The organism is Citricoccus alkalitolerans (assembly GCF_039528175.1).
Lineage (GTDB): Bacteria > Actinomycetota > Actinomycetes > Actinomycetales > Micrococcaceae > Citricoccus > Citricoccus alkalitolerans.
In genome coordinates, this window is sequence record NZ_BAAALH010000002.1 from 279,086 (window position 1) to 304,802 (window position 25,717).

Annotated in this window: 20 protein-coding genes and 1 tRNA gene; 12 read left to right on the forward strand and 9 right to left on the reverse strand. The window is 67.0% G+C overall.

Features of this window, described 5'->3' with window-relative positions; translation table 11 throughout:
- Nucleotides 1-120 precede the first annotated feature (120 nt).
- Together aceB and ABD134_RS07165 are read left to right on the forward strand one after the other, a co-directional pair.
- On the forward strand, nucleotides 121-1,803 hold the full coding sequence (gene aceB / locus ABD134_RS07160; RefSeq protein ID WP_344228144.1) for a malate synthase A: 1,683 nt from the start codon (nucleotides 121-123) through the stop codon (nucleotides 1,801-1,803).
- Nucleotides 1,804-1,865: 62 nt separating this feature from the next.
- Nucleotides 1,866-2,234, forward strand: coding sequence for a VOC family protein (locus ABD134_RS07165; protein WP_344228146.1), 369 nt, complete (start codon nucleotides 1,866-1,868; stop codon nucleotides 2,232-2,234).
- Here the strand turns inward: ABD134_RS07165 and ABD134_RS07170 are convergent, their stop codons facing one another.
- Nucleotides 2,235-2,933, reverse strand: a complete 699-nt coding sequence (locus ABD134_RS07170) for a maleylpyruvate isomerase family mycothiol-dependent enzyme (RefSeq protein ID WP_344228148.1) — start codon at nucleotides 2,931-2,933, stop codon at nucleotides 2,235-2,237.
- A gap of 23 nt (nucleotides 2,934-2,956) precedes the next feature.
- Between ABD134_RS07170 and ABD134_RS07175 the strand changes: the two genes are divergently transcribed.
- Together ABD134_RS07175 and ABD134_RS07180 are read left to right on the forward strand one after the other, a co-directional pair.
- Nucleotides 2,957-3,103: a hypothetical protein gene (locus tag ABD134_RS07175; RefSeq protein WP_344228150.1), complete on the forward strand. Its 147-nt coding sequence runs from the start codon at nucleotides 2,957-2,959 to the stop codon at nucleotides 3,101-3,103.
- 78 nt (nucleotides 3,104-3,181) lie between these two features.
- Nucleotides 3,182-3,382 (forward strand): hypothetical protein, encoded by a 201-nt coding sequence (locus ABD134_RS07180; protein ID WP_344228152.1) that lies wholly within the window; start codon nucleotides 3,182-3,184, stop codon nucleotides 3,380-3,382.
- Between the two features lie 80 nt (nucleotides 3,383-3,462).
- On the opposite strand, the gene ABD134_RS07185 is transcribed toward ABD134_RS07180, so the two are convergent.
- Together ABD134_RS07185 and ABD134_RS07190 are read right to left on the reverse strand one after the other, a co-directional pair.
- Nucleotides 3,463-3,861 (reverse strand): acyl-CoA thioesterase, encoded by a 399-nt coding sequence (locus ABD134_RS07185; RefSeq protein ID WP_344228153.1) that lies wholly within the window; start codon nucleotides 3,859-3,861, stop codon nucleotides 3,463-3,465.
- Nucleotides 3,845-4,996, reverse strand: coding sequence for a DNA adenine methylase (locus ABD134_RS07190; RefSeq protein WP_344228155.1), 1,152 nt, complete (start codon nucleotides 4,994-4,996; stop codon nucleotides 3,845-3,847). Before ABD134_RS07190 ends, ABD134_RS07185 begins: the two co-directional genes overlap by 17 nt.
- A 193-nt stretch (nucleotides 4,997-5,189) precedes the next feature.
- Between ABD134_RS07190 and ABD134_RS07195 the strand changes: the two genes are divergently transcribed.
- Nucleotides 5,190-6,317: a YihY/virulence factor BrkB family protein gene (locus tag ABD134_RS07195; RefSeq protein ID WP_344228157.1), complete on the forward strand. Its 1,128-nt coding sequence runs from the start codon at nucleotides 5,190-5,192 to the stop codon at nucleotides 6,315-6,317.
- Between the two features lie 62 nt (nucleotides 6,318-6,379).
- Here ABD134_RS07195 and ABD134_RS07200 read toward each other — a convergent pair whose 3' ends face one another.
- On the reverse strand, nucleotides 6,380-7,552 hold the full coding sequence (locus tag ABD134_RS07200; RefSeq protein WP_344228159.1) for a thermonuclease family protein: 1,173 nt from the start codon (nucleotides 7,550-7,552) through the stop codon (nucleotides 6,380-6,382).
- Nucleotides 7,553-7,777: 225 nt separating this feature from the next.
- On the opposite strand from ABD134_RS07200, the gene ABD134_RS07205 reads away from it, so the two are divergent.
- Together ABD134_RS07205 and ABD134_RS07210 are read left to right on the forward strand one after the other, a co-directional pair.
- Nucleotides 7,778-8,215, forward strand: coding sequence for a DUF3052 domain-containing protein (locus ABD134_RS07205; protein ID WP_344228161.1), 438 nt, complete (start codon nucleotides 7,778-7,780; stop codon nucleotides 8,213-8,215).
- Nucleotides 8,216-8,281: 66 nt separating this feature from the next.
- Entirely contained in the window at nucleotides 8,282-8,920 is a 639-nt protein-coding gene (locus tag ABD134_RS07210; RefSeq protein ID WP_344228163.1) for a uracil-DNA glycosylase family protein, read from the forward strand.
- Nucleotides 8,921-8,922: 2 nt separating this feature from the next.
- On the opposite strand, the gene ABD134_RS07215 is transcribed toward ABD134_RS07210, so the two are convergent.
- A complete protein-coding gene (locus ABD134_RS07215) occupies nucleotides 8,923-10,026 on the reverse strand; it encodes an enolase C-terminal domain-like protein (protein WP_344228165.1) in 1,104 nt (367 codons plus the stop codon).
- On the reverse strand, nucleotides 10,023-10,967 hold the full coding sequence (locus ABD134_RS07220; RefSeq protein ID WP_344228167.1) for a LysR substrate-binding domain-containing protein: 945 nt from the start codon (nucleotides 10,965-10,967) through the stop codon (nucleotides 10,023-10,025). The genes ABD134_RS07215 and ABD134_RS07220 overlap by 4 nt, the downstream gene beginning before the upstream one ends.
- A gap of 295 nt (nucleotides 10,968-11,262) precedes the next feature.
- On the opposite strand from ABD134_RS07220, the gene ABD134_RS07225 reads away from it, so the two are divergent.
- A complete protein-coding gene (locus ABD134_RS07225) occupies nucleotides 11,263-12,813 on the forward strand; it encodes an SLC13 family permease (protein ID WP_344228169.1) in 1,551 nt (516 codons plus the stop codon).
- A gap of 34 nt (nucleotides 12,814-12,847) precedes the next feature.
- Here ABD134_RS07225 and ABD134_RS07230 read toward each other — a convergent pair whose 3' ends face one another.
- The gene (locus ABD134_RS07230) at nucleotides 12,848-13,507 is read right to left on the reverse strand and encodes a LytR C-terminal domain-containing protein (RefSeq protein ID WP_344228171.1); all 660 of its coding nucleotides are present in this window, start codon (nucleotides 13,505-13,507) and stop codon (nucleotides 12,848-12,850) included.
- A gap of 91 nt (nucleotides 13,508-13,598) precedes the next feature.
- Between ABD134_RS07230 and ABD134_RS07235 the strand changes: the two genes are divergently transcribed.
- A complete protein-coding gene (locus ABD134_RS07235; RefSeq protein WP_344228173.1) occupies nucleotides 13,599-14,516 on the forward strand; it encodes a Cof-type HAD-IIB family hydrolase in 918 nt (305 codons plus the stop codon).
- Between the two features lie 74 nt (nucleotides 14,517-14,590).
- Complete coding sequence (locus ABD134_RS07240) at nucleotides 14,591-15,649, forward strand: isopenicillin N synthase family dioxygenase (protein ID WP_344228175.1); 1,059 nt, start codon at nucleotides 14,591-14,593, stop codon at nucleotides 15,647-15,649.
- Nucleotides 15,650-16,169: 520 nt separating this feature from the next.
- Here ABD134_RS07240 and ABD134_RS07245 read toward each other — a convergent pair.
- Nucleotides 16,170-22,622, reverse strand: coding sequence for a Spy0128 family protein (locus ABD134_RS07245; RefSeq protein ID WP_344228177.1), 6,453 nt, complete (start codon nucleotides 22,620-22,622; stop codon nucleotides 16,170-16,172).
- Between the two features lie 586 nt (nucleotides 22,623-23,208).
- Nucleotides 23,209-23,281 (reverse strand) — tRNA-Ala (locus ABD134_RS07250).
- 478 nt (nucleotides 23,282-23,759) lie between these two features.
- Here ABD134_RS07250 and ABD134_RS07255 point away from each other — a divergent pair.
- Both ABD134_RS07255 and ABD134_RS07260 read left to right on the forward strand, forming a co-directional pair.
- Nucleotides 23,760-25,514 (forward strand): sodium:solute symporter family protein, encoded by a 1,755-nt coding sequence (locus ABD134_RS07255; RefSeq protein ID WP_344228179.1) that lies wholly within the window; start codon nucleotides 23,760-23,762, stop codon nucleotides 25,512-25,514.
- A 30-nt stretch (nucleotides 25,515-25,544) separates the two neighbouring features.
- Entirely contained in the window at nucleotides 25,545-25,676 is a 132-nt protein-coding gene (locus tag ABD134_RS07260; RefSeq protein WP_229672309.1) for a putative transporter small subunit, read from the forward strand.
- The last annotated feature ends 41 nt before the right edge of the window (nucleotides 25,677-25,717 follow it).

The following is a 25,717-nucleotide window of genomic DNA, read 5'->3' on the forward strand; positions in this document are numbered from 1 at the left end:
TCACCCCGCACACACCCCTGGGGCTCTTCCATCGACTTTCCCGACACCGCGCGTTCTTCAGAACGCGCACCGCGTCACCGCCATCATGGCGGGCGCGGACGACTCCCCGAGGAGGCTCCCATGTACCCCACCGACCAGCCCATCACTCTCAACGGCGTGACGATCACCGGACCGCACCTGCCCCGGCAGGAGGAGATCCTCACCCCGGACGCCCTCGACTTCCTGGCCAGCCTGCACCGTCAGTTCAACGGCCGCCGCCTCGAACTCCTGGCCAAGCGGGAGGACACCCGCCAACGGATCTCCGAGGGCTGGACCCCGGACTTCCTGCCGGAGACCCGCACCATCCGGGAGGACGGCTCCTGGCGTGTGGCCCCACTCGCGCCGGGCCTGAAGGACCGCCGCGTGGAGATCACCGGACCGGTGGACCGGAAGATGACCATCAACGCGATGAACTCCGGCGCCAAGTGCTGGCTGGCCGACTTCGAGGACTCCTCCTCGCCCTCCTGGGAGAACATGCTGAACGGCCAGGTGAACCTGCGGGACGCCATCCGCCGTCAGATCGACTTCACCTCTCCCGAGGGCAAGGAGTACGCGCTCGGCGGCGTGCAGCTCGTGGACCGCCCGACCATCATCGTGCGCCCCCGCGGCTGGCACCTGGACGAGGACCACCTGGTGGTGGACGGCGAGCCGATGGCCGGCGCCTTGGTGGACTTCGGCCTGTACTTCTTCCACAACGCCAAGGAGTTGCTGCGCCGCGGCCGCGGACCGTACTTCTACCTGCCGAAGACCGAGAACCACCTCGAGGCCCGCCTGTGGAACTGCATCTTCGTGGTGGCCCAGGACCACCTCGGGATCCCCCAGGGCACCGTGCGCGCCACCGTGCTGATCGAGACCATCACCGCGGCCTTCGAGATGGAGGAGATCCTCTACCAGCTGCGCAACCACGCCGCCGGCCTGAATGCCGGGCGCTGGGACTACATCTTCTCCATCATCAAGAACTTCCGGGACCGCGGTGAGGCGTTCGTGCTGCCGGACCGCGCCGACGTCACCATGACCGCACCGATGATGCGGGCCTACACCGATCAGCTCGTGCGCGCCTGCCACCGGCGCGGCGCCTCGGCGATCGGCGGCATGGCGGCCTTCATTCCGAACCGCCGCGACCCCGAGGCCAACGCAGCGGCACTCGAGAAGGTGCGGGCGGACAAGACCCGTGAGGCATCCGATGGCTTCGACGGCTCCTGGGTGGCCCACCCGGACCTGGTGCCGGTGGCCATGGAGGTCTTCGATGAGGTCCTGGCGGACCGGCAGAACCAGATCCGCGCCAATCGCCGCGAGGACGTGATTCCCGACGCCGCGGCACTGCTGACCGTGTCCGAGACCCCGGGCTCCATCACCGAGGCCGGTGTGCGGATGAACATCGAGGTCGGCATCCGCTACGTGGAGTCCTGGCTGCGGGGCAACGGCGCCGCCGCCATCCACAACCTCATGGAGGACGCCGCCACCGCGGAGATCTCCCGATCCCAGATCTGGCAGTGGATCAACGCCGAGTCCTCCGCCGAGCTGGCCGACGGCGGCACCCGGACCGTGACCCGCGAATGGGTCCAGGAGCTGATGGACGAGGAGTTCGCACGCATCCTGGAGAGCGGGCGTGGCGAGGGAGACCGCTTCGACGACGCCCTCGAGGTCTTCGCCGGTTCCGCACAGGCCGAGGAGTACCCGGACTTCCTCACCCTGCCGGCCTACCGGAAGTTCCTCTCGGCCCAGGCCCCGGCACGTCAGGCGCTGGCGGGCACCTCGGTCTGAGATTCGATCGCGGCGGGGCCAGGATCTGGTCCTGGCACCGCCGCGGTTCTACGGTGGCCGTCATGGACATGAAGATCGAGCTGGTCGCCATTCCGGTCACGGACGTCGACCGGGCGAAATCCTTCTACGTGGACCAGGTCGGCTTCCACGCCGACCACGACTACGTCCTCTCCCCCGAGCTGCGCTTCGTCCAGCTCACCCCGCCGGGATCGGCCTGCTCGATCGTGCTGGGCATGGGCATCACCGAGATGGCACCCGGCACGCAGAAGGGCCTGCAGATGGTCATCGAGGACGCGGAGGCAGCCCTCGCTGAACTGTCCGGCCGTGGGGTGGAGTGCAGCGGCGTGGACGAACAGGACTGGGGCCGGTTCGTCCACTTCGCCGATCCGGACGGCAACACCTGGTCGTTGCAGCAGATGCCGGTGCGCTGACTACCAGGCAGGCAGCTCCGGCAGCGGCCCCTCGGCCTCGATGCCGTCCGACTCACCGCGGGCCAGCCAGGCGAGCAGGCCCTCGCGGTCCGAGACCACCGTCAGGGCGCCATCACCGATGACCCACTCATCACGCTCCTCGGTCTTCAGCGTCAGACCGGGCGCGTTGCGGACCCGCATGGCCCGGACGGCCGCTTCCACCGCATTGAGCAGGGAGTCCGGATCGGCCTCCTCGATCGTCCAGGCGGTGTTCAGGTCGCCATGGTGGACCACCACCTCCGAGATGCGCACGGCGACGAGGGAGGTGGCGGGAAGGGGCGTCTCACCGATGCGCACCTCCTCCGCCCGGAGCTCCCCGGTCAGCCGCTCAGACTGTTCAGAGAAGGCCCGGGACGCCTCGCCCAGCTCGGCGATGAGTTCCTTCCGGGACAGGCCGGCAAGGCGGGCAATCTCCTCCGCACGCGCCTCCCGCGAGGGATAGATCTGCTGCTCCTCCCCAGTGACCGCCCAGTCCACCATCCGCACCAGGGCCCGGGCATTGGAGGCCAGATGGGCCACGACGTCGGCCCGACTCCAGCCCTCGCAGAGCGAGGGCGCGGTCAGCTCGTCCTCGGAAAGGGAGTCGACGGTGGCCAGGAGCATGGCGGTCTCGCGAGCCAGCCGTGACTGGTCCGAGTGCAGGCGTGCGGGATTGATCATGGGCTCACCCTAGCGAGGCGGCTGTGAGCCTCGCCACGGCGGGTGCCACCATGGCGGAATTCGGCCTGACCGTGGCGGGCATCGCCGCGGCCTTCTGGGGCTTCCTGGCCGGCGCGCTCGTCTCGGTGATCCTCTCCTTCACCCTGCGACGTCGGCACCCTGGAGCATGATCGTCGGGGCAGCACGCTTGCCCGTGCCCTGCCGGGTTGCCACACTGGGGTTCCCCGCCATCTGATAAAGGAGTCGCCGTGGACCACGTGAATCCCGAAGTGCCCGAAGAGGACCGCCTGGACGAACCGCAACCGCAACTCTCGGGTGACGAAGCGCTGAACGAGCCGCCCGTCGCCGACGATCCTGTCGAGACGGCAGCGCACCGCCACGATGAGGAACTGGCCGAGGAATGGGAGAACGAGTCCTTTCCAGCCTCCGACCCGCCGTCCAACTACTAGTCCAGAAGTCAACACGCCCCCGCCTCTCCGCGAGATCGCAGGGAGACGGGGGCGCCCGCACCGAAGCCGATGGAGCTCGGTCAGTCCGCCCAGTTCCACTCGTCGAGTTGGGCGCGTTCCTCCGCAGTCAACGCCCGGGACTGGCCCGTCCCATCCACATTGACCATGATCGCGTCCACCGTGAACACCGGCGCTCCGTCTTGGATCCCGCGATGGCGCAAGGTGAATGACTTCGTGCCGATCCTGCGGACACCCACCTGCATGGTGAGGCTCGGGCCGTACTTGGTCTGAGCGTGATAGTCGATCTCCTGGCGGGCCACCACCAAGCTCGTCGGACCGGTAGGTACCCGGTGCAGATGGGCGTGGAATCGGATTCGCGCCTCCTCGGCCAGGGCCACGATCTTCGCATTGTTGACGTGCCCCTGCAGGTCCTGATCAGACCACCGCAGGTCCATCTCGAATTCATAAGGTGCGGACATGGGTCGCGTCGTCCTTCTTCCTCGTAGTGCTCATATTGACCGCCCTGCCCGTGCTGACCAGGGAAAAACGGCCACCGCTCATGGCCGCTCCGGCCGCGGCCTGTGCCGCCTCGACCTTCTCGGCCGGCCCGGCCACGAAGACCAGCTCCGTGTTGCGCAGGTGTGACACCTTCCCCACCTTCTCCCCCGTGGGCGAATGGATGCCGATGCTCGCCCCCACGTAGCGCTTCGAGTCGAAGCCCAGCACGGCCACCTCCTCATGGCCGGCCTCCCGCAGGGAATCCTCCATGGCGTCCGCGGTGATCCACGATTCGTCGTTGTAGGACACGATGACCACCTCGGACCGGATCCGGGTGAGCACGTCCGCGAGCGCCGCCGGCATGGTCCTCTTGGAATTGAAGACGCTGCGGGTGTCCTCGTCCCGCACGTCCACCCGCTTGCAGGCCACCCCGTAGTGCTCCGGCTCGTCCCAGCGGACCAGGGTCTCCCAGACGTGATAGTTGGCGTAGTAGCGGTGCTGGTTGTACGGCGGGTCCACGTAATACAGATCGGCACAGGGCAGGGTGTCCACCGTGTCCATCACGTCCCCGACCACCACTGCCCCGGGGCCGTCCAGCAACGTGGGCATCCGCAGTTCCAGGTCCCGGCCGCTGCGCCGGGCCCAGGACTTCAGGTAGGCCATCTGGATTCCCGTGGTGGAGTCCACCCGATCGGCTGCCTCCAGCAGGGAGGTCAGCAGGATGAGGTACCAGGGGGTGCCGGCGTACTCGTCTTCGATACGCTGCCGGATCGCGTCGATCCGCATGCCGTTCTGGGGTTGGAAGTAGCGTGCCTGCTCGCAGAACGTGGCCGTCACGTAGCCGCGGGCCGGCGTCGTGCCCTGAAGGTCCGTCAGGATCGCAGCGAGCTCGGTCCGGTTGACGTCCCGCGCGTCCGTGGCGATGTAGCAGCCGGCGAGCACGCCGGTGTAGGTGGCCCGGTCCGAGGCCGTGGTGCAGATCCCCCGGCGCTTGAATTCCTGGGCCACTCGGGTGGTGCCGGAGAAGAGGTCGACGGCGGTGCGGGCACCGGCCGCTGACGCCATGGCACCCAGCACGGGCACCAACAACCGCTTGGAGCCCAGGTACTTGATCATGCATCGAACCTAACCGACCGGTGACCTGCGGCGGGGTAGGCACGGCCCGCCGGTGCTTTCAGATCCGCCGCAGACAGGACAGGATGGCAGTCAGGAGAACCAGAACGGTGCAACCGACTCACCGATCGGTGGCACCATGGGCCCCGAGTCGAGGTTCAGCGCACCGGCGCAGACGAAGAGGAGAGGACATCCCGTGCCCATCAAGGATCCGATAGACGCAACGCTCGACGCGGCCGACTCTCCGGAGCCGGACCACGGCAGCAAGCCCGATGATCCACCCAAGCTCAAGGGCGCCAGCTGGAAGTACGCCTTCAAGCGCGCTCTCAAGGAGTTCGGCACCGACAGCGGCACCGACCTGGCCGCCCGGCTGACCTACTACATGGTGCTGTCCCTGGCACCGGCCCTGCTGGCCATCTTCTCGATCATCACGCTCGTGCTCGCCAACAACGCCGACACGGTCACCACGCTCGTGGACGACCTGGTCCAGCAGTACGTGCCGGCGGACTACCAGAGCCTCGTGGTCGACCTCGTGGACACGATGATCAGTTCCGCCACCGGAGGCGTCATCGCCTTGATCATCGGTATCGCCACCGCCCTGTGGTCGGCCTCCGCCTACGTCAAGGCCTTCTCGCGGTCCATGAACGCCATCTACGGGGTGGAGGAGGGGCGTGGGCTGGTGAAGCAGCTCGGGACCATGCTGCTAGTCACCCTGTCCCTGCTCCTCGGCGTGGTGCTCATCCTGGTCTCGCTCGCCCTGAACCAGTCGCTGGTCGACGGCGTCCTGGGCCCGATCGCCGAACCCCTCGGGCTGGGCGGCACCCTGGCCTTCCTGTCCGAGACCTTCCTGCCGATCTGGGCCTGGGTCAAGTGGCCGGTCATCCTGGCGCTCGTGATCACCATGATCGCCATGCTGTACTACTTCACGCCCAACGTGAAACAGCCCAAGTTCACCTGGGTCGGCATCGGCTCGGTCGTGGCGATCGTCGGCATCGCCATCGCGGGCGTGGCCCTGTCCATCTACCTGACGCAGTTCGCCGGGTACAGCTCCTACGGTGCGATCGGCACCGTGATGGCGCTGCTGTTCGTCCTCTGGATCTTCAACATCGTGCTGTTGCTGGGTGCGGAGGTCGACGCGGAGGTCGAGCGCGCGCGGCAGCTGCAGGCTGGGATCCCGGCCGAGGAGATGATCCAGCTCCCGCCGCGGGACATCTCCAAGGTGGAGAAGGCCAAGGAAGCCCGGGACAAGCTGGAAGCCGACGGGCGCGTGCTGCGCCTGACTTACGGCGCCGAAGGCCACGAGGAGCCCACCCGCCAGGACTGACTCTTCCACCTCCCCGCTGTGGGGTCAGGTCGACCGGTCGACCTGACCCCACAGGTGTGTTCTCAGCAGGGTTTCCACACCTGTCCGCCCGGGGCATAGCAACGGGGTCCCGTGTAGCCTGGGAAGTCAGCATCCGTTCCATAACCACTGTTTGACGGCTGCTGGCGGCGCGGTGTCTCCTGCTGCCTCTCGTTCGAATGGTTGCGCTCTGCCTGGCGAGCGCGCTCCCGTTCGCGGTCTCTTTCTGCCTGCCGTTCAGCTTCCGCCTGCTGCCGCTCTGCTTCTGCGGCACGGTCCTGCTCCGCTTGATGAGCTTCTGCGGCAGCTCGCTCTTCTGCGGCCTTCTGCTCGGCAGCCGCTCGTTCCTCCGCGGCCTTCTTTTCCGCGGCGGCTTTTTCGGCAGCCAGTTTCTCCTCGGCAGCCTTCTCTGCCGCCACCCGGGCGGCCTCCGCCAGTTCGGCTTCCTTGGCCAGCAGCTCCTGTTGATAGGCAACCGCAGCCGGCAATGCCACGTCGCTCCTCTTTCTCAACTCCAGGGCCAGACCTCCATAAGCCTTGGAGAGGACCACGTGACCACCTGACTCGACCAGATCCAAAGCCGCCCCCAATGCCTCACCGGCGGCGATCACCGGAGCAGCCGCTGCGAGCGCCGCGGCCACGCCGGCTGCTTCTGCGGGGATGGCCGCCGGCAGATCCTCCAAGGGTGGAAGGGCCTCGGCCAGCGCTGGGATGGTGCACTCAACGGCCGCATCGTGAAGGCCCTCGCCGGCTTCCTCGGCCCGTTCCTGCGCCTCGAGAACCTCCGGGTAGAAGCGATCGTTCGGCTCGTACAGCACGGCCACCCCCAGCCCGGCTTCTGCCACATCTGCGTTCACCAGCGAATCGTCCTTGTAAACACCGGCCAAAGTCCGGTCATACCGGTCAGTGCGTTCGACGTCATAGACGAGCTCGATCTGCTCACCCGGGGCCAGAAATTCCTCCAGGAACGCCGTGGCTTCCGGGCCCAGGCACTGAACGGGCTTCTCCGGGTGCTTGGTCTCCGGTGTATCCACATTCAACAGCCGGACACGTTGGACCTCACCGTTGACCTCCGCGTCGATGGTGTCACCGTCGATCACCCGGACCACGGTCGCCCGGTCGCGGTCGTCCGAACCACCAGATTGCGCCACCGCGACGCCGGTGGCGCCTGCCGCCACGGCCAGCACGGCCACCCCGGTGACCACCTTGGCGGTCACTGATGACCTTGCCCACAAACCAGCCATGACCATCGAGTCCTCTGTGCGTGCCCCTCCGCATGATGACCACAGCAGCATAGGCGAGCGGCAGGGGACCGCGGTCCCGGCCACTGGAGATGACGGGCTCCACGGACCTCGAAGTCGACCCGGCACCTTCCCGGGGAATCCTGGGAACGATGCCGGGCCGACGTCGTTCCCCCGTCATGGTGGAGGCAGAATGGTGTCATGGCCACGACCCCGGAACAGCCCGCCACCCCCGCCGCCTCTACTGCGCCCGCCGCCCCCGCAGCGCCACAGAAGACCACCGCGCAGAAGCTCTTCATCAAGCCCACCGACACCCTGCACCTGGCCGGCGGGCACCAGGGCCTGCACGCGCTCCTGGATCCCCTGCCCGAGGGCGTGAGGCTGACGGACGAGATCACGGAGGCGACCGCCGTCGTGCTCTTCGCCCAGGACCAGAAGTCCCTCGACGGGGTGCTGGACGATTGGCTGGAGCCGGCGCTCGGTGCCCGGGTGCTGTGGATCGGCTATCCGAAGGGTGGCCGATCAGACATCAATCGGGACACCATCTGGAAGGACATCGAGGCCCGTGGGCACACGCTGAATGCCAACATACCGCTGTCCGGGGAGTGGTCCTCCGTGCGGGTGAGGACCGCCTCGTAGACTGGGGGTAGCAGGCCGGTCTGAACTGACCGGAGCACCACACATCAACACTGAGGGACAGCACCCATGCGCCGAATGTCCGATCCCGCCTACGTCTCCGAAAGCCAAGACCGCCTCCACGGCGAGAACATCGAACCGATCACCCAGCTCTGCGATTCCCTGGAGGCCACGGACAAGGGCCCCATTCCCTATGTGGACCCCGCCCTTGACGTGGACGAGGCCCGCATCCTGGTCCTCACCTCCGCCCCGGGACCCGGCACCGCGTCCGGCTTCCTGTCCCATGAGAACGACGACGACGCCTCGGAGCGTCTGCTCCGCGTCTTCTCCTCGGCGGGCCTGGACCCGAAGTACACCATCCCCTGGCTGGTCCACCCCTGGACCCAGGAGGACTACGCCCTGAACCTCACGAAGGAGCGGATCGCCACAGGCGTGAAGCCCTTCAACCGCTTCCTCAAGCGCGTCCCCCGCGTGGTGGCCATCATCGCCCACGGTGGCGAATCCCAGAAGCTCATCAAGGCGTTCTCCTCCACCATCGGCGGCTCGGTGCTCGCGGCGAAGGCCATCAAGGTCTTCAACGCCCCCGCGCTGCACGCCCAGAGCGCCAACCGGAAGTTCACACCGGAGGAACTCGAGGACCAGATGGTCGAGACCTACGGCCAGGCCATGCGTCTGTGCGGCATCCGGCCGCTCGTGAGCGGCAACTGACCTCAGCGGTCGGTGCGGTACCTCGACAGCTTCTCGCCGTCGATCTCCGCACCGACGCCCGGCACGTTCCGCACGGAGATCCGTCCGTCGGCGATGGCGATCGGCTCGGTCAGAAGGTCGTCGGACATGTCCAGGAAGTTGGACAGTTCCCCGGCCCGGCGGCTGGTCGCCTCGTGCGCCGCGCCGAAGGTCACGGTGGCGAGTGAGCCGACCTGGGTGTCGATCTGGTTGCCCATGGTCACGTCCACCCCCAGCCCGGTGCACAGCCCCAGGATCTCAGTGGCCTCCGTGAACCCGGACCGGGCGGTCTTGATGCAGATCGCATTGCAGCCTCCCGAGAGCAGTTCCCGGGAGGCGTCTCCGGCCGTGGGAACAGATTCGTCCCCCACCACCGGGATCGGTGACTTCTCGACCAGTCGCCGTCGGCTCATGGCCTCCTTGGCGTCGCACGGCTCCTCCAACAGGGTCAGGCGCAGGCCGTCGGTCTGCCGCAGCACCTGCATGGCCTCGTTGGCAGTCCAGCCGCGATTGGCATCCAGATAGAGCTCCACGTCCGGCCCCAGGCCCTCGCGGAGCACGTGGCAGGCCTCGATGTCCAGGGACAGCGGGCGGCGGCCGACCTTCAGCTTGAAGGTGGTGACGCCGTATTCCTCGCCGAAGCGCAGCGCCTCGTCCAGCAGCTCCTGGGCCGGCTTGAAGCCGAGCATGTGGGAGACCCGCATCGAATCGGTCCAACCACCCAGCAGTTGGTGCACCGGCCGGCCCAGCGCCCTGCCGGCCAAGTCCCACAGGGCGACATCCACGGTGCCCTTGGCGACCTGGTTGTTGATGGTCCGGCGCATCACAGCATGGACCTTCTCCCGGTCGAATGGGTCCAGCCCGATGACCTGCGGGGCGAAGACCTCTTCGACGATGTTCTTGATAGACACCTGCGTCTCGCCGTAGGTGTAGGGCCTCGGCGGGGCATCGGCCACCCCCGTGATCCCGTCATCGGTGTGGATCCGCACCAGCACGTGGTCCGCGGTGTCCACGGCACCTGAGGCGAACTTCAACGGGTGGTTGTACGGGATGGCGTAGGGGATGGCCTCGATGCCGGTGATCTTCATGGACGCTCCTGCTGGTCAGGGGACGGCGGGTGGACAATGCTTGGCTGGCCGTGACGCACCTCGCCCACGGCACGGTGGGCGAGGGCCCGGAAGGGCGGGATGAGTCCGGAGCGGCTGCCGTGTTTCCAGGCGATGGCGAGGCCGACCTCGGGCGCACTCTCGAGTTCGCGGTAGGCGATGGGGGACGCCGCGGCCCGCCGGGCGCCGTCCGGCACCAGCGCCAGACCCATGCCGGCACCCACGAACGCCAGCAGGGTCGAGGTCTCCGTGGCCTCTTGCACGACGCGCGGGCGGAAGCCCGCCTGCCGGCAGGCCTCGGACGTGATGGTGGCGACGGCGGACCCCTGCGGGTAGCTCACGAAGTCCTCTCCGGCGAGCTCGGCCAGGGGCACGGGACCGCCGCCGGTGGCCAGCCGGTGGTGGGCCGGGAGGGCGACCACGAGGCTGTCCCCCTCGAGGGCGTCGAGCAACAGTTCCGAAGACTGCACCGGCGGGCGCAGCACGGCGACATCGAGCCGGTTCTCCAGCAGCCCCTGTTCGATCTGCGGGGTGAGCATCTCCCCCATCACGTGCAGGCGGACGCCGGGCAGCTCGCGCCGGGCCAGCTGCACCACGGCCGGCATGACCCGGTAGGTGGCCGAGCCGACGAAGCCGACGCGCAGAACGCCCGCCGCGCCGGCACCGACCTCACGCACATCCTTGGCCAGGGCCTCGACGTCGGCCAGGATCTGCCGGGCCCGCTCCAGCATGATCTGCCCGGCATCCGTGAGGTCCACCCGGCGGGTGGTCCGCTCGAAGAGCTTGGTGCCCAGGGTGGTCTCCAGCTGCTTGATCTGCTGGGAGAGTGGCGGCTGGGCCATGTGCAGCCGCTCGGCCGCCCGTCCGAAATGCCGCTCCTCGGCCACAGCCACGAAATATCGCATCTGGCGCAGGTCCACCACGCCACCCCCTCTCCGATGCCATCCTGGGCCGGGCCGGCCCGCTCTGCGCCGCGCTCGGTGGACGCGGCATGATCGATCCAGCGTAGGGATGGCATGCCTCACAAGTGAAAGACCAGTTCCAGCCATATTAGAACTCCAGGGATATCAATACAGGTCGAATGTGTACTTCTGTCCTGCCATTGATCCGCGTACGGTGTGACGGATCACAGAGTCAGACGGTTCTCGAGATAGAACCGCTCAACCCCCCGCTCAACGTGTTCCACCCGCTCCATAGAATCCCCGAGGACCACCCGAGATGACCCAGACCTCTTCAGAAGCCCGCGCGGCCACCGCACCGGGACAACCCGTACCCCAGTCAGACGCGCTCGACTCCGGCGGCAAGCGCAATTGGTGGTTGCTGGCCCTGGGGCCGGCGGCCGGCCTGGTGCTGGCCCTGGTGCTGCCGGCGTCGTTGTCCTTCGAGGGCCGGGCCGTGGCCGGATGCGCCCTGTGGATGGCGATCTGGTGGATGACCGAGGCCGCCCCCATCCCCGTGACGTCCCTCCTGCCCCTCGTGCTGTTCCCGCTGTTCGGGATGGCACCCATGAAGGACGTGGCCGCACCGTACGCCGATTCGGTCGTCTTCCTCGTCATGGGCGGCGTGATCCTGGGGCTGGCCACGGAACGGTCCAACCTGCACTTGCGCGTGGCCCTGCTGACCATCCGCATGGTGGGCACCAAGCCCGCGCAGATCGTGTTCGGGCTGATGGCGGCCTCGGCCTTCATCTCAGCCTGGGTGTCCAACACCGCCACCGCCGTCATCATGGTGCCGATCGCCGTCTCGATCCTGCAGCTGGTGCGCCGAGTCGACCCGGAGGCCGGCGGCAAACGGTTCGCTGCGTCCATGCTCCTCGGCGTGGCCTACGGCGTGACGATCGGTTCCACCGCCACCTTGATCGGTCAGCCCCCGATGGCCCTCATGAAGGGCTATCTCATGGAGTCCCATGGGTTCGACCTGCAGTTCGGCCACTGGATGCTGGTCGGGGTGCCCTGGGCCATCGTCATGATCGGGATCGCCTGGCTGGTGCTGACCAAGCTCGTGTTCCGTGCCGAGGTCTCCGAGATCCCGGGTGGCAGGCAGATGATCAAGGACGAGCTGGCCAAGCTGGGCCAGCTGACCACGCCGGAGCGCCGCGTGGGCATCATCTTCCTGCTGGCGATCTTCTTCTGGGTCTTCGTCCCCTTCATCGCGGACATTCCCGCCGTGGCTTCAGCCCTGCCGTTCCTGAGCACCATCTCGGACACCCAGGTCGCCATGGCGGCTGCCATCGCCTGCTTCATCGTTCCCGCCGAGAGGCGTTCCGTTGACCCGAGCGGCACCGCCCTGCTGCGCTGGTCCGCGGCCAAGGAGATCCCGTGGGGCCTGCTGCTGCTCTTCGGCGGCGGACTGTCCCTCTCCGCAATGTTCACGGCCACCGGCTTCTCGGAGTGGCTGGGCAGCCAAGTGGGCGCCCTCGGCGGGGTTCCGCCGTGGCTGGTGCTGCTGGTCGTGATCCTCGTGGCCATGGCCCTGACCGAACTCACCTCGAACACCGCCACGGCCGCCGCGTTCTTCCCGATCTTCGGAGCCGTAGCCGTGGGCCTGGGCATGGATCCGCTGTTCATGACCGTCGCCGTCACCCTCGCCGTCTGCTCGGCCTACATGTTGCCGGTGGCCACGCCGTCCAACGCGGTGGCGTTCGGTTCTGGAGAGGTGACCATCAAGCAGATGGTGCGCGCCGGCGTCTGGCTCAACCTCGTTTCCATCGGCTTGATCATACTCGTGATGTACACCCTGGTCCCGCTGGTCTTCCCCGGCGGAATGTGACCTGACGGCGGCGCGGGGCGGGTGTGACCATTGATTAGCCCCGCGCCGCCGTGGGAGCCTCGGTCTCGAGCCGTTGGCAGTCCAACGGTCCGGAGGCGGTGTTGACCCCGTCTGCCGGGACGAGGCCCTCGTACTGAGTGCCCATGATGATGTCCACCGTGGCCTCCTCGCGGGCGTCCGGGAGGTAGACCGAACCCTCGATGTTTCGTTGCACGGCCAGGGACGTATCGCGCCCCTCCGGGCCGGAGATGATGACGGCCACCATGTTGGAGGTGGTGAACCCCTTGTTGCCGACCCCACCGATCACGAATTCGCGCTCCTCGAGGGCGTTGGCCACGTCCCCGGCCAATCCGCCGATGGTGGTGCCGTTGTAGACCGTCACTGTGGACGCGGTCGAGTAGTCGAACTCCCCCGCCGGGCACAGTAGCGGCTCGTCCGGCGGGGCCGCCTCCCACCCGGGGATGCTCCAGGCACCCTGCAGCACCTGGTACGCCGTGACGGTCACCCCGGAGACCAGGAGGGCCACGATCAGCAGGACGATCGCGTGCCGGCGGTGACGCCGGCGGCGGTCCCGCTGCAGGACCTTCGGGTCCACCACCCCGAAATACCGGCCGAGATCGTTCTCCGTGAAGATCCGCCGTCCGTCCGGCTCCTGGCGCGGGTCCACGTCCGGAGGCATCTGAGGGTGGGACACAAGACCCCCTTCGGTGCGCGTGGACTGTAGTCCGCACCACATTAGGCGACGGATCACGGTCTGGCATCCGGTCCGCCCGTAATCTGGTGACATGCGTACTGTGCCACCCCTCGGACTGCTCCTGGACGTCGACGGCCCCATCGCCTCGCCTGAGACCCGCCGGGTGCCGGACGGCATCGTCACGGCACTGGTCTCCCTGGCGGGCCGCGGCATCCCCGTGGTCTTCAACACCGGCCGGTCCGCCGACTTCGTGCTGCGGCACGTGGCCGCCCCGCTCCTGGCCGCCGGCCTGCCCGGCGACGCCCGGTTCCATGCTGTGTGCGAGAAGGGCGCGGTCCACTTCTCCTTTACTTCTTTGGCCGACCCGGCGGACCCGGCTGGCCTGCCCCGGGCCACACGTGCCCACGGGGTGCCCGCCTGGATGGAGGTCGACGCCGGCATGCGACTCCCAGCGGACCTGGAGTCCCGCTTGGTCCGGCTGATGGGCGACTACGCGGACACCATGTTCTACGACGACACGAAGTTGGCCATGTTCTCGGCCGAGATGAACGTGGGCGAGTCACCGGAGCGCTACCGTGCAGCTCAGCGAGACTTCGAGGACCGCGTGGCAACCCTCCTCGCCGAGGATCGTTCCGCCGAGGCCTTCCAATTGGACTCGACCATCATCTCCTCGGACGTCGAGCATGCCTCCAGCGGCAAGGACCGGGGCGCGGAGCGCTCCTGGGGCCTGATCGCTGCCGACGGGGAGCTGCCGATGCGCTGGTTCACCTGCGGGGACTCCCGCACGGACTACGCCATGGCGGACTGGTTGCAGGCACGCGGGGCGCCGGTGATACACGTGGATGTCCGGCACGAGGACGGCATCCCGGAGACCCCATACCGGGTGATGACCAGTGAGGACCTGGCCGCCCAGGGTTTCGGGACGCCCGAGGGACGGCATGAGGAGGCCGGCCAGGCCTTCCTGGAGTGGGCATTAAAGACCACTGGGGCACCGAACGCCACCATGTGACGAAATGCCGTCACCCGAGGTAGCCCAAGGCAACGTAGGGGCGCGGACGCCAGCCGGCGTCGTTGACTGGTTCCATGACTTCTGCGCTCTCTGACGCCTCCACCACCGCCGGGGCACCGTTGGACATCCCGGTCCTGGACCTGGCCACCATGCGGACCGCGGACGGCTCGTTCTCCCCGGACTTCCTGGACCGGTTGCGCCACGCCGCCCATCACGTGGGGTTCTTCCAGATCGTCAACTACGGCGCGGGCGCCCGCCAGGTGGATGACCTGTTCCGTGTCACCGCCGAGTTCTTCGCCCGCCCGGAGGAGGAGAAGCTGGCCCTGCACAACCAGAACTCACCGCACTACCGCGGCTACTCCTCGGTGGGCTCCGAGCGCACCCAGGGACGCCCGGACTCGCGTGAGCAGATCGATTTCTCGCCGGACCGGAACCCGGTTCCGGCCGAGCAGATCACGCCCGGCAAGGAGTACTGGCATCTGCAGGGGCCCAACCAGTGGCCGGCGGACATGCCTGAACTCGAGCGGGCGGCCATGGACTGGACGGCGCTGATGGACCGCGTCGGTGAGGACCTGCTCAAGGCCCTCTGCGTCTCGATCGGCCTGGATGAGGACCACTTCGCGGAGCCCTTCAGCGGCGACCGCGCCTGGATGGGCAAGCTGGCCCACTACGTGGGCGGTGTGAAGGAGGCGGGCACCCAGGGCGTCGGCTTGCACGCCGACTACGGTTTCATCACCCTGCTGCTGCAGGACATGGTGGGCGGCCTCGAGGTGCGTCCGTACGGCCAGCAGGAGTGGCTGCCGGTCGAGCCGATCCATGGTGCCCTGGTCGTCAACCTCGGCGAGATGCTCGAGGTCGCCACCAACGGCTACCTGATGGCCACCATCCACCGGGCCGTCGCTCCGGACGAGGGCGTGGACCGCTACTCCGTACCGTTCTTCTACTCCCCGCGCCTGGACGCCGTGATCGAGCCCGTGGAACTGCCGGCCGAGCTGGCCGCCGACGCGCGCGGCGTTTCCGACGATCCCGACAACCCCATGCTGGCCTCGTTCGGGTCCAACATGCTCAAGGGCTTCGTCCGCGCGCACCCGAAGGTCACTGAGAAGTTCCACCCGGAACTGGCCTCGAAGTAGACCGCACTGCGACCGGGTGACTCCGGACGCCGAAACCCACTTGCCCTGGTCGACCCCCCGGCCAACGAGAAGCGGCGGACCCACCATGGGTCCGTGGTCTGCTCGACCGAGGTTCGGCGCCGGGCCCCGTTGTCGTCGCCAAGGGGCACTGACGCGGTGGTTCGATGAGGTTCCGACGAGCAAAGTACGCTGCGGTGCCTGGGGTGGAGAGGGTCTTCCCCCCACGCGGAGGAGCCGTTCGGCGAGTGGGCTCATCCGCCCGCCCGCATAGGGGACGATCGGGTCCGTTGTTCCGTGTCTTAGCAGAACGGGCAAAGGCACCGACTCCCGCTGCGTCGGGCGGGGCAGCGCGATGTTGTCCGCATGGGGCAGTGTCGCCGTATATCGCGGCGCCTGCGAGCATCTGCGGTGTCGCACCGTTGTCGACTCCCTCGCGGGGACATCATGGTGCGATCAGCACGCGCTCTCGATAGAGCCTACGACCGCACAGCAGTGCAGAGAGGTCGCTCTTCTCGTTCCGTCAGCCATGTTCCCGACGACGTCGGGCAGCGACCACCAGCATGGCGCCGAGGAGAAGCAGGATCCCGGCTCCTGCGAGCAACCGACCTGCGAGCTCCCCGCCAGTCAGCGGCAGAGGATGCGGATCGTCAGGACTGTCCGTTGCCGGCGGTTCGTCCGGGCCCGGCGCGGGAGGGGTCGACCCTGGCTCCGTGGGGGGAGGAATGGGATCCGTCTGCGTGGGTGTAGGAGTCGGTGTCGGCGTGGGTGTCGGTGTCGGCGTGGGTGTCGGAGTCGGCGTGGGGGCGGGAGCATAGCGGTTGACGAATACGGGCTCGCCTGCTGCCTCGTCCACTGCTGAACCGCTGTCGTCGGCTATCCGGCGAGAGGTCACCTCTGCGTCGAGTTCGCCATTGCTCTCGGTGATAGACATCGTCACGTCGTAGGCGGCGAGGGAGTATGTCATCCCCGCCTCGCTCTGGTCCGGGACGACCTCCGTGACCCGATACGTCCAGGTACCCGCCTCGAGGAACGAGAACCCGGTGAATGCAGGACTGCGGTTGTCGGACGTCGCGGTGATCGTGCTGTCGTCAGGCATCGGTGCCGAAGCCGACTCGTCTCCGGTGGCCTCGATCGTGAACGCGAAGGCGTCGTCTTCGGTCCAGTCGCGCCCATCAAGTTCCTTGGTCACGGGGAACTCTGCTGCGGCCGCATCGACGTGGCCGTTGATGAACGTCGCGACGTCCATCCCTCCGGCACCCTCGGATCCGTCATCAGCTACCCGCTGCTCAATCAGCACGTGGGCCACCAGCGCGCCGTCGGACTGTTCGGTCACCGTCACCGTCACGTCGTACTCAGCCTGCGACCAGCGCTCACCCGGCGGGGCCGGGTCGGGAGCCTCCTCGCGCACGAGGTACGTCCACGTCCCCGGCTCGGTGAACAGCATGTCGCCAAAGGTAGCGGTCCGATCGGGGGTGTCATCGGTGATCGTCACGCTCGCCGCGCCGGTCTCCGATCCCTCGGGCAGAGGAGCTTCCTGTGCGTTGTCGCCGGTCGGCACCATCGAGAACGTGAAAGCGTCGTCACCCGTCCAGTCACGGCCTTCGAGCACTTTCTCCACGGGGATGGCCGCTGTCGTCGTGGGCGCCTCGAAGGTGTTGCCGAACACCGCGGTGACGTGGTTGCCCGGCGTCGGATCGCCGCCGTCGTCTCCTTCCAGCTGCGTGATCTGGTGGTGGATCGTCAGGCGGTCGTCCTCGTCGAGCTGCACGAACACGTTGACGATGAAGCGGCCCTGCGAGTAGGTCAGTCCCGCGGGACCGACCGCGGGAGTCCGCTCCACGATCTCGTACTGGTACAGACCGGGTTCAGTGTAGGTGATCTGCCCGAACTCGCCGCCGCGGTACTCGTCGTTCAGCGTGATGCTCGCCACGCCGTCGTCGGTTTCGTCAGGCATCGGGGTGTTGGCCGCATTGTCGCCCCAGGGGCGCATGTCGAAGGTGAACTCGTCGCCGGGGTTCCAGGCGTCCGTCCCGTCCGAGTTGAGGTATTCCTTCGCCACGGGGAACAGATCCGTGACGGGCAGTGGTTGATAGCGATTGACAAACACGGCGTCGGTCACCGGCTCCTCGACCGTGGTGCCGGCATCGTCGGCGATCCGGACGGTCTCCACATCGGTGCCGAGGGTGCCGTCGCCGTTGTCGACGACCGTGACGGTGACCGCGTATCGCGCCTGGGAGTATGTCACGCCTTCGAGCGAGGGATCCGCGGCAATCTCGGTGATCTCGTACGTCCACACGCCCGGCGTACCGTACCGGATGTCGCCGAAAACGGCGGTCCAGTCAGGTGTTTCCGCCACGGCGGACGCCGCCGCGGGCATCGGCGCCGTCGCCGCCCCGGGGCCGGTCGGAGTCAGCAGGAACGAGAACGCGTCGTCGTCGCGCAGGTCACGTCCGTCCAGCTGCTTCGTCGCCTCGAAGCCCGCCAGCGTCACCGGCGCAGTGGTGTACGTGTTCGTGAACAGCGCAGGATCACCCGGCTCGGTCGTGGCACCGCCGTCCGGAACGGTCTGTCCCTCGTCGTCGACGACGAGGGTGACGGTACGCTGCACCTCCAGAGCACCGCCTACGTCAGTGACCGTCACCTCCACCTCATAGCGCGCGCCCGAGTAGGTGAGGCCGCCCGCCGTGCCGACCTCCTCGAAGATCACGTAGCGATAGGTGCCTGGCCGGTCGTAGACGATTTCGCCGAACGAGACGGGATCGGGCGTCGTCGCTGACACCGTCTTCGTGGCGGGATCGCCCGTCGCGTCCGCCGGCATCGGGGTGGTCGTCGCATCGGTGCCGATCGGCTCCAGCGTGAACCGGAACTCGTCGCCGGGCAACCAGTCTCGCCCCGTGATGTCCTTCTGCGCCGAGAACTCGTCGGGCACCGGGTCCGCAGCGTAGGAGTTGACGAACTGGAACCGTGGATCCCCGTCGAGTTGGACCGACAGATTGCCGGCGCCGTCATCGGTCAGCGTCACCGTGAACGTCTTGACGGGCTGGGGGTCGTTTGTCACGCCCGGCATGTCGCCGCTCTCGGTCACGGTGTAGGTGAATGTACGGGTGCGCGAGCCGTCCGGCGCCGGCTCGACGTCGTCGAGCAGGTCGGCGGTGAAAACCGCGGATCCGAAGTCGACCATGCCCGTGGCGTCGTTCTCGACGCCGAGGCAGCGCGGGTCTCCCGTCGGCGTCCCGGGCATGGGGGCGTCAGTCCCCTCCGCACACAGGGTGAAGGCGAAGTCGCCCGCAGTCAGCTCCGGATCAAGGCCCGCAGCGCTGGTCAGTTCCTTGAGGCCGAAGAACTGCACGGACACGTCGTTGGTGCTGTACGTGTTCTCGAGGGCGAAGGCGTCGGAGCCGGACGGGTACACGACCCCCGCGTCAGTGGTGCCGTCACGGTTGTCGCGGATCAGCACGCTGACGTTCGCCGAGGTCAGTCCGGGGCTGACACCGGGTGGCAGCCCGCTGGTGTCCTCCGCGATGCGCAGCTGCAGGATGAAGCTGCTGCCGCTGCGCACGGCCCACCCGTCCTCGACAGCCTGCAGCAGCTCGGCGAGTGTGAAGGTCAGCGTGTCCGGGGTGAAGGTGATCGCGCCGGGTTCGCCGTCGGCCGCTGCGGCGTTGGTTCCCTCCGCCAGCACGTTCGACGGATCATTGCGCGGCGTCAGCACGACATCGAACTCACCCTCGTCGAGGTCTCGCCCGGTGAGGGTCTTGGTCGCGTCCACGGCGAACTCGACGCTCACGTCATAGGCGTTGGCGAACTCCACCCTCGCCGGGCCGTCGGCGGCGTCGGACGGCAGCGTGCCGGTCTCCTCCCCATCTCCGGGCGTGACGACGCTGAAGCCGGGCGGAAGGTCGGTCTCCGTGACGCGGTATTCGGCTCCCAGCGGCAGATCGTAGATCTGCGCCGTCTGCTGGTCCTCGAGGGTCAGCGTCGCCATGCCGTCCGTGAACGTCATCGACTCCGTACGCACGTCGGCACCCGTCGCGGCGTCCCTGATCGCGACTCGGCGCTCTCCGTCCGGGAGTCCAGGCACCTCGATCTCGAAAGTGAACGGCCCCGACACGACGGGGTAACCCGGCGCCGGCGGGGTGACGCGCTTGGTGAGCTCGAGCGACGCCCGGTGATCGACCACGACGACCGTCTGGTCGATATTGAAGCTGCCCGAGATGTCGGTGGAAGTCGTGAGTCCTCCTGTGTCGGCGACGGGATAGATGGGGATGTCGCTCCACCCCTCATCCGCCCGGAATACGAGCTCTCCACCGTCGACTGGAACGTACGTGCCGTCGCCGGCTGCGGCGTCGTACTGCAGCTCGCCCTCCTGCCCGCTGGGCGTCCACGTATCCGGCGTGGGCGAGGCCGCTGTGACCAGCTCGGCACGGACGCGGCTGAGGTCGGCGAGGTCGGACACCTGCGTCATCACGTCGTTCATGCCGCGACCGATGATGGGCTGCGAGATGCGGCGCACGGAGTGCTCGACGTAGACGCTGTTCGACGGATCAGTCGTGGCATCACCCGCATCGATCTTCATGCCGTTGGGGTCGAACCACGCCCGGATCGGGGCGGCCGGCTCGTAGCCCGCTGGAGCGGCGTTCTCCCGGAATTCGTAGTGGCCGGTGCGTTCGCATCCCTCGGGGGTCGTGTATGCGGCGACGTCTTCGGGTGTGATGGTCAGCTCACCGTCGGCGTCCGTGGTGATGGCCTGCGTCGCCTGCATCCACGATGTCCCTCCCTCTTCGCATCGAATCTCGGCGAAACCGGTGAACTCCGCGCCGGGAAGCGGCTCGCCGACCGCGTCAACCTTCCGCAGGTGCAGCTGGTCGAAGGAGCGGTTGGGGATGCGGACGTCGGCGACACGGTTGCGCTGGAAGTCGGCGGTGTCGAGCAGACGCCGCTGCGACCCGTCCTGGACGTAGAGCAGGAGGGCATAGCGCGCATCTGCCTCGAACCCGGGGATACGGTACTCGTGAAGCCGACCGGGCAGATCCTGCAGCTCGGCACGATAGGTGCCGCTCTCAGGGTGCAGCCACTGGGTCCGGGCGCCATCGAGCCCCGAGGTGATGACCCCCTGCGATGTCGTGGTCAGGCGCGTGGCGCCCGACTGCGTGTAGGAGCCGTCGCTGTACGTCCAGCCCTCCTCATGGTTGCCCGCCACCGGATGCAGCGACCCGTCCGGCGCCATCGCGGCGACGGCCGCGTACAGACCGTTTCCGCCGTCGGTGGGACCGGATGACGTGACCTCGCGGACATCGATCTGACCGACGTGGGCACCGGAAGCGGTGACGACGTCGAGCGTGTTAGAGGCAGGGCGCACCCATGCGTCGAACGAGATCCACACCCCGGTCTGGGCGTAGTTGACCACCTCTAGACCGGACGAGCCCGCCACATCGTCGGGTATGTCCGTGTGCAGGATGTGTACGTCCTCGTTGAGGGGGCGATAGCCCTCAGGCCAGGCCGTCTCACGCAGGACGAAGTTGTCCGTCGGGAACGAAGCGAAATCGAGCGTCGTGCCGTCTTCATTGACGAGAGGGAAGTCCCCGACCGTGCCCGGCGCGTTCGAGCTGGAGTACTCCCCCACCAGGCACGGCACCACGTCACTCTGCGAGCACAGCGGCGGCTCGCCCGTGACCTCGTAGCTGTCATCGGTGTTGTACAGGGCGAAGGAGGCGCCACCCAACGGCGTACCGTCATCGGTGACCTTGTGCCCAGTGGAGACGGGGAGCGTGTTCAGGTTGAACTCCAGAGACATGTTGGAGACGTAGTTGCCCCGCTCAAGATAGAAGAACGACAGCTCATGCATCGTGTTGTCAGCGAAAGCCCGATCATTCCACCCGGGAATGACCGAGGTCTGCGATCCAGATACGCCCTCCACGGAGGTGGTCACGGTGCCCGTGGCGAAGTTGATCGACCCGTTGGCGATGCCATGCGTGCCGCCAAGGTCCATCGCCAACTGGCCGTCGATGAACACCCAGACGTCGTCGTCACCCGAGAAGTTGAAGACCATGTCCTCGGTTTCGCCCTGCGGCGTCTGCACCTGTCCACCCGGCGGCTGATAGAACGCCGCCCGCATCGACATGCCGAAATAATGGTTGAGCCGGGCGTCCTCCACCGACATGTTGATCGGCTGGTTGGACGCACTGAAAACGTCGTCTGGCCCGTTGAAGGGAAAGAACTGCCCGGTAGTCTGTGCGCTGCCGCTGGGTCGCATCGCGGACGGGCGGTCGTACACCTCGAACGCTCCCGCATCGCGGTCGAAAGACGCATAATTCTCGGCTGAGTCGTAGCGCAGGAATCCCGTGTCGAAGTCGTACTGGAACAGATTCGGATTGTCGACCGGATACGACGCCTTGCCCGCGTTCGCGACGGCCGGATCGAAGAGGTAGTCGAGCGACTCCGCGGGATTGCTGCCGAAACTGTCAGTCCGTGCAGCGACGACGGGCATCCCCTGCGCGGACAACGACTGCTCGACCGTCCCGGTGCCGATGTTCTGAATGCCACCCCGAGCTCCGTTCGGAATGGTCTTGTTGAGGCTGAGGGTGTTGTACACGCCGAGGTCGCGGTTGTAGCAGTCCGACCACTTGATCTGCTTGCCGAACTTCAGTACATGCCCCGTGTCGGCGAAGTCGCTGGAACCCGGTGCGCCATTGATCCCTGCCCGATAATATGCCGGGTCGCACCCCGCCATCTCCGTATCGGGCGAGGCCTGATCGCCCTCGACCCAATAGTCGAACATCGTCATGCTCACGCCGGCTGGATTGTTCACCGTCTCCACGGTCGGTGGCGCCGCCTCCGCCGGAACCACCGGCACGATCGCCAACCCCGCCGTCGCAATTAAGAACGCCGCGAAGCCCGCTACAACCCGGCGCCCGCGCAGCACGGCCTTCCGAAAGCCCCCCCGGCCTTCATTCAATTCTGGTTGCTCGCTCACTTCGGCGCCCCGATCCCTCGCGGTGTGCTCTGCGGTGTGCTCTCGCGATCAGATTACCCAAAGCGCGGGCAAATGGTACCCTGCGGCGTGAATTAGCCGTGACTGTCGGAGCGGCCGGGCCGGGGCTGTCTGTCAGAGTTGTCGTCGCGCTCGACGTGGGACTGAGAGGGACGCCCCGCTTGAGCGGAGGGTCGCCTATGTGGAACCGGCTCCGATCGAAGCTGCTCATCAACGTAGCGGTCAGCGTCCCACCACGGCCAATACGTCGCCTCGAACTCGACTGGCGGGTCATGGAGATTCATGTCATCGACCCGGTTCGAATCCACGGACTGAATCCACAGAGAGAGCCCGGCCGATGGCCAGGCTCTCGACTGCGTGACCTTGCGTTGGAAGCTGAACGCCACCGGAGCCGGTGCAGACGACATCGCCGAACACGCCGTCGACCCCAGCAAGAACTACCAGAAGCCCCTCAGCCGACCCCCGACCCACCATCACATCCCACAACAACAACCCGACAAACGACTCCACAAAAAAAGCCCTGGGCCGCCACATCGTCATTAAACGATGTCGCGACGCAGGACAAGGGTGGAGCCTAGGGGAATCGAACCCCTGACCTTTTCATTGCGAACGAAACGCTCTACCAACTGAGCTAAGGCCCCGCGGATCCCGACGCATCGCCGGAAGGCGCTCGGCCATCATACTCGGTCCCCGCCCACCGTTCGAATCCGGTCGAAACCTCCCTGGATGTCCCACCCTGACGCTCGCCCACTGCCTGCTCCCCTCCCTCGAAGACATCCTGTGTAGACGCTGGAAAATCTTTTCTGACTTGGCGCTTTTCATGAAGAACAGCCACGCCAACTGGTATTGCGGTTGCAAACATGAGAGACTTCAGCGGTTGGCCCCTTGGCCGACGCTGGTGTGAGAGAGCCCCCGAGGGTGCATGGATCGACATGCAGACCCGAGGACGTGGCTCCCGCCGGAAGCGGTTTGAGAGGCCGCCGCGACGCCTGAACGGGGTGATCGCACGTGGCCCGAGAGGGCCACCGGGAGCCGGAGACGGCTACCTACTACGGTCCGCGGGGACCGAACGCCGGCCCCGTGGACCACTGTCATTGTCGCCGAGATGAAAGGACCGGGATGCCACCCGCTCAGGAGATCAACCAACTAGGAATCATGGCAGTGGTGTTGCTGCTGATCCTCTTCTATGGCGGGACCATGTGGATGTCCGTGGGCATCAGCCGGAAGAAGGAGAACGCCGACGGCTACATGACCGCTGGCAACAACATCGGCTTCGGCATCTCGGCGGCATCGATGACCGCCACCTGGATCTGGGCCTCGTCCATGTATGCCTCCGCCACCGCGGGCTACACGTACGGGATCTCCGGCCCCATCCACTACGGGCTCTGGGGAGCCCTGATGATCCTCTTCATCTACCCGTTCGGGAAGCGCATCCGCAAAGTCGCCCCGCGCGCCCACACCCTGGCCGAGGTCATGTACGCCCGTCACGGCCGGTCCTCCCAGCTGATGCTGGCCGGTTCCAACGTCCTGGGCTCACTGATCTCGTTGACCTCCAACTTCATTGCCGGTGGCGCGCTGATCTCCATGCTGTCCCCCCTGAGCTTCGGCGCGGGCATCGTGATCGTGGCCGCGGGCGTGTTGATGTACACCTTGTGGTCCGGTTTCCGCGCCTCGGTGATGACGGACTTCGCCCAGGTGATGTTCATGCTCGGCGCGGCCGTCGTCATCATCCCCGTGATCTTCTTCGTGGCCGGCGGACCGGGCATGTTCGAGGAGGGCGTGGCCGCAGGGCATGTGACGCCGCAGCAGGAGAACTTCTTCTCCTCCGAGGCGTTCATGAATCAGGGCGCCCCGTACATCGCCGCCGTCCTGGCCTACGCCATCGGCAACCAGACCATCGCCCAGCGTCTGTTCGCCGTGCGTGAGAACCTGATCAAGCCAACCTTCGTGACCGCCACCATCGGTTACGGCGGCTCGGTGATCGGCATCGGCATGCTCGGTGTCATGGCGCTGTACCTGGGTGTCGAACCCATGAACGGAGATGTCAACAACCTCATCCCCCAGATGGCCGGCACCTACCTCGGCCCCGTCCTACTGGGTCTGGCGTTCGTCATGATCATCGGCGCCCTGTCGTCCACCTCGGACTCAGACCTGGCCGCCCTGTCCTCCATCGTCATGGCGGACATCTACGGCCAGTCCGTGGGCAAGAAGAAGGCCAACCCGAGGACCATGCTGCTCGTCGGCCGCATCAGCATGATCGTGGCCACGGGCGCAGGGCTGTATTTCGCCACGGCGCAGTTCAACATCCTCGACCTGCTCGTGTTCGTCGGCGCCCTCTGGGGTTGCCTGGTGTTCCCGGTCATCGCCTCCTTCTACTGGCCCAAGGTCACCAACGCCGCGTTCTCCTTCGCAGTCCTCGCGGCCCTCGTGGCGTTCCTGCCGGTGCGCTTCGAGTGGATCCCGTTCACCGGGCTCATCGGCTTCAGCGTCGAGCTGCTGGCCACCGTCGGCATCGGCGTGGTCCTGGGCATCATGTCCTTCGGCTTCTTCGGCCTGAAGCCAGCCATCTGGGTCGGAGGGATCGCCACCGTGGCGGCTGCGCCGTTCACGTTTGCCGGGATCTTCACCGACGGCCTGCGCGACTACACGGTGCTCTCCGCCTCGCTGGTCGCCTACGCGGTCTCCTTCCTGGTCTGCTACCTGATGTCGGTCCGGTCGAAGCAGAACTTCGACTTCGACGTCATCAAGGACATCACCGGCGACTTCGACCCGAACACCCCGCAGACGGCCGAGCAGATCGTGGCGGCCGCTGCCGCCGCCAAGGCGTCGGAGGCGTCCGGGGGAGCTTCCCCGACCGGCTCCCAGCGCGACTGACCGGCCGCGACGAACCAGAAAGGAACCACCATGACAACAGTTCTGCTGACTGTGTACGTACTGATGTGGCCCGTGATCGTGGCCGCCGTCCTGTTCTTCATCGCGCGCGGCTTCTTCCGCGACGTCTCGGAGTCCAAGAAGGCGGGCCGCCCGATCATTTGATCAGGTCCATCACGCCCACCAACGACGGCGGCGCGTCACCT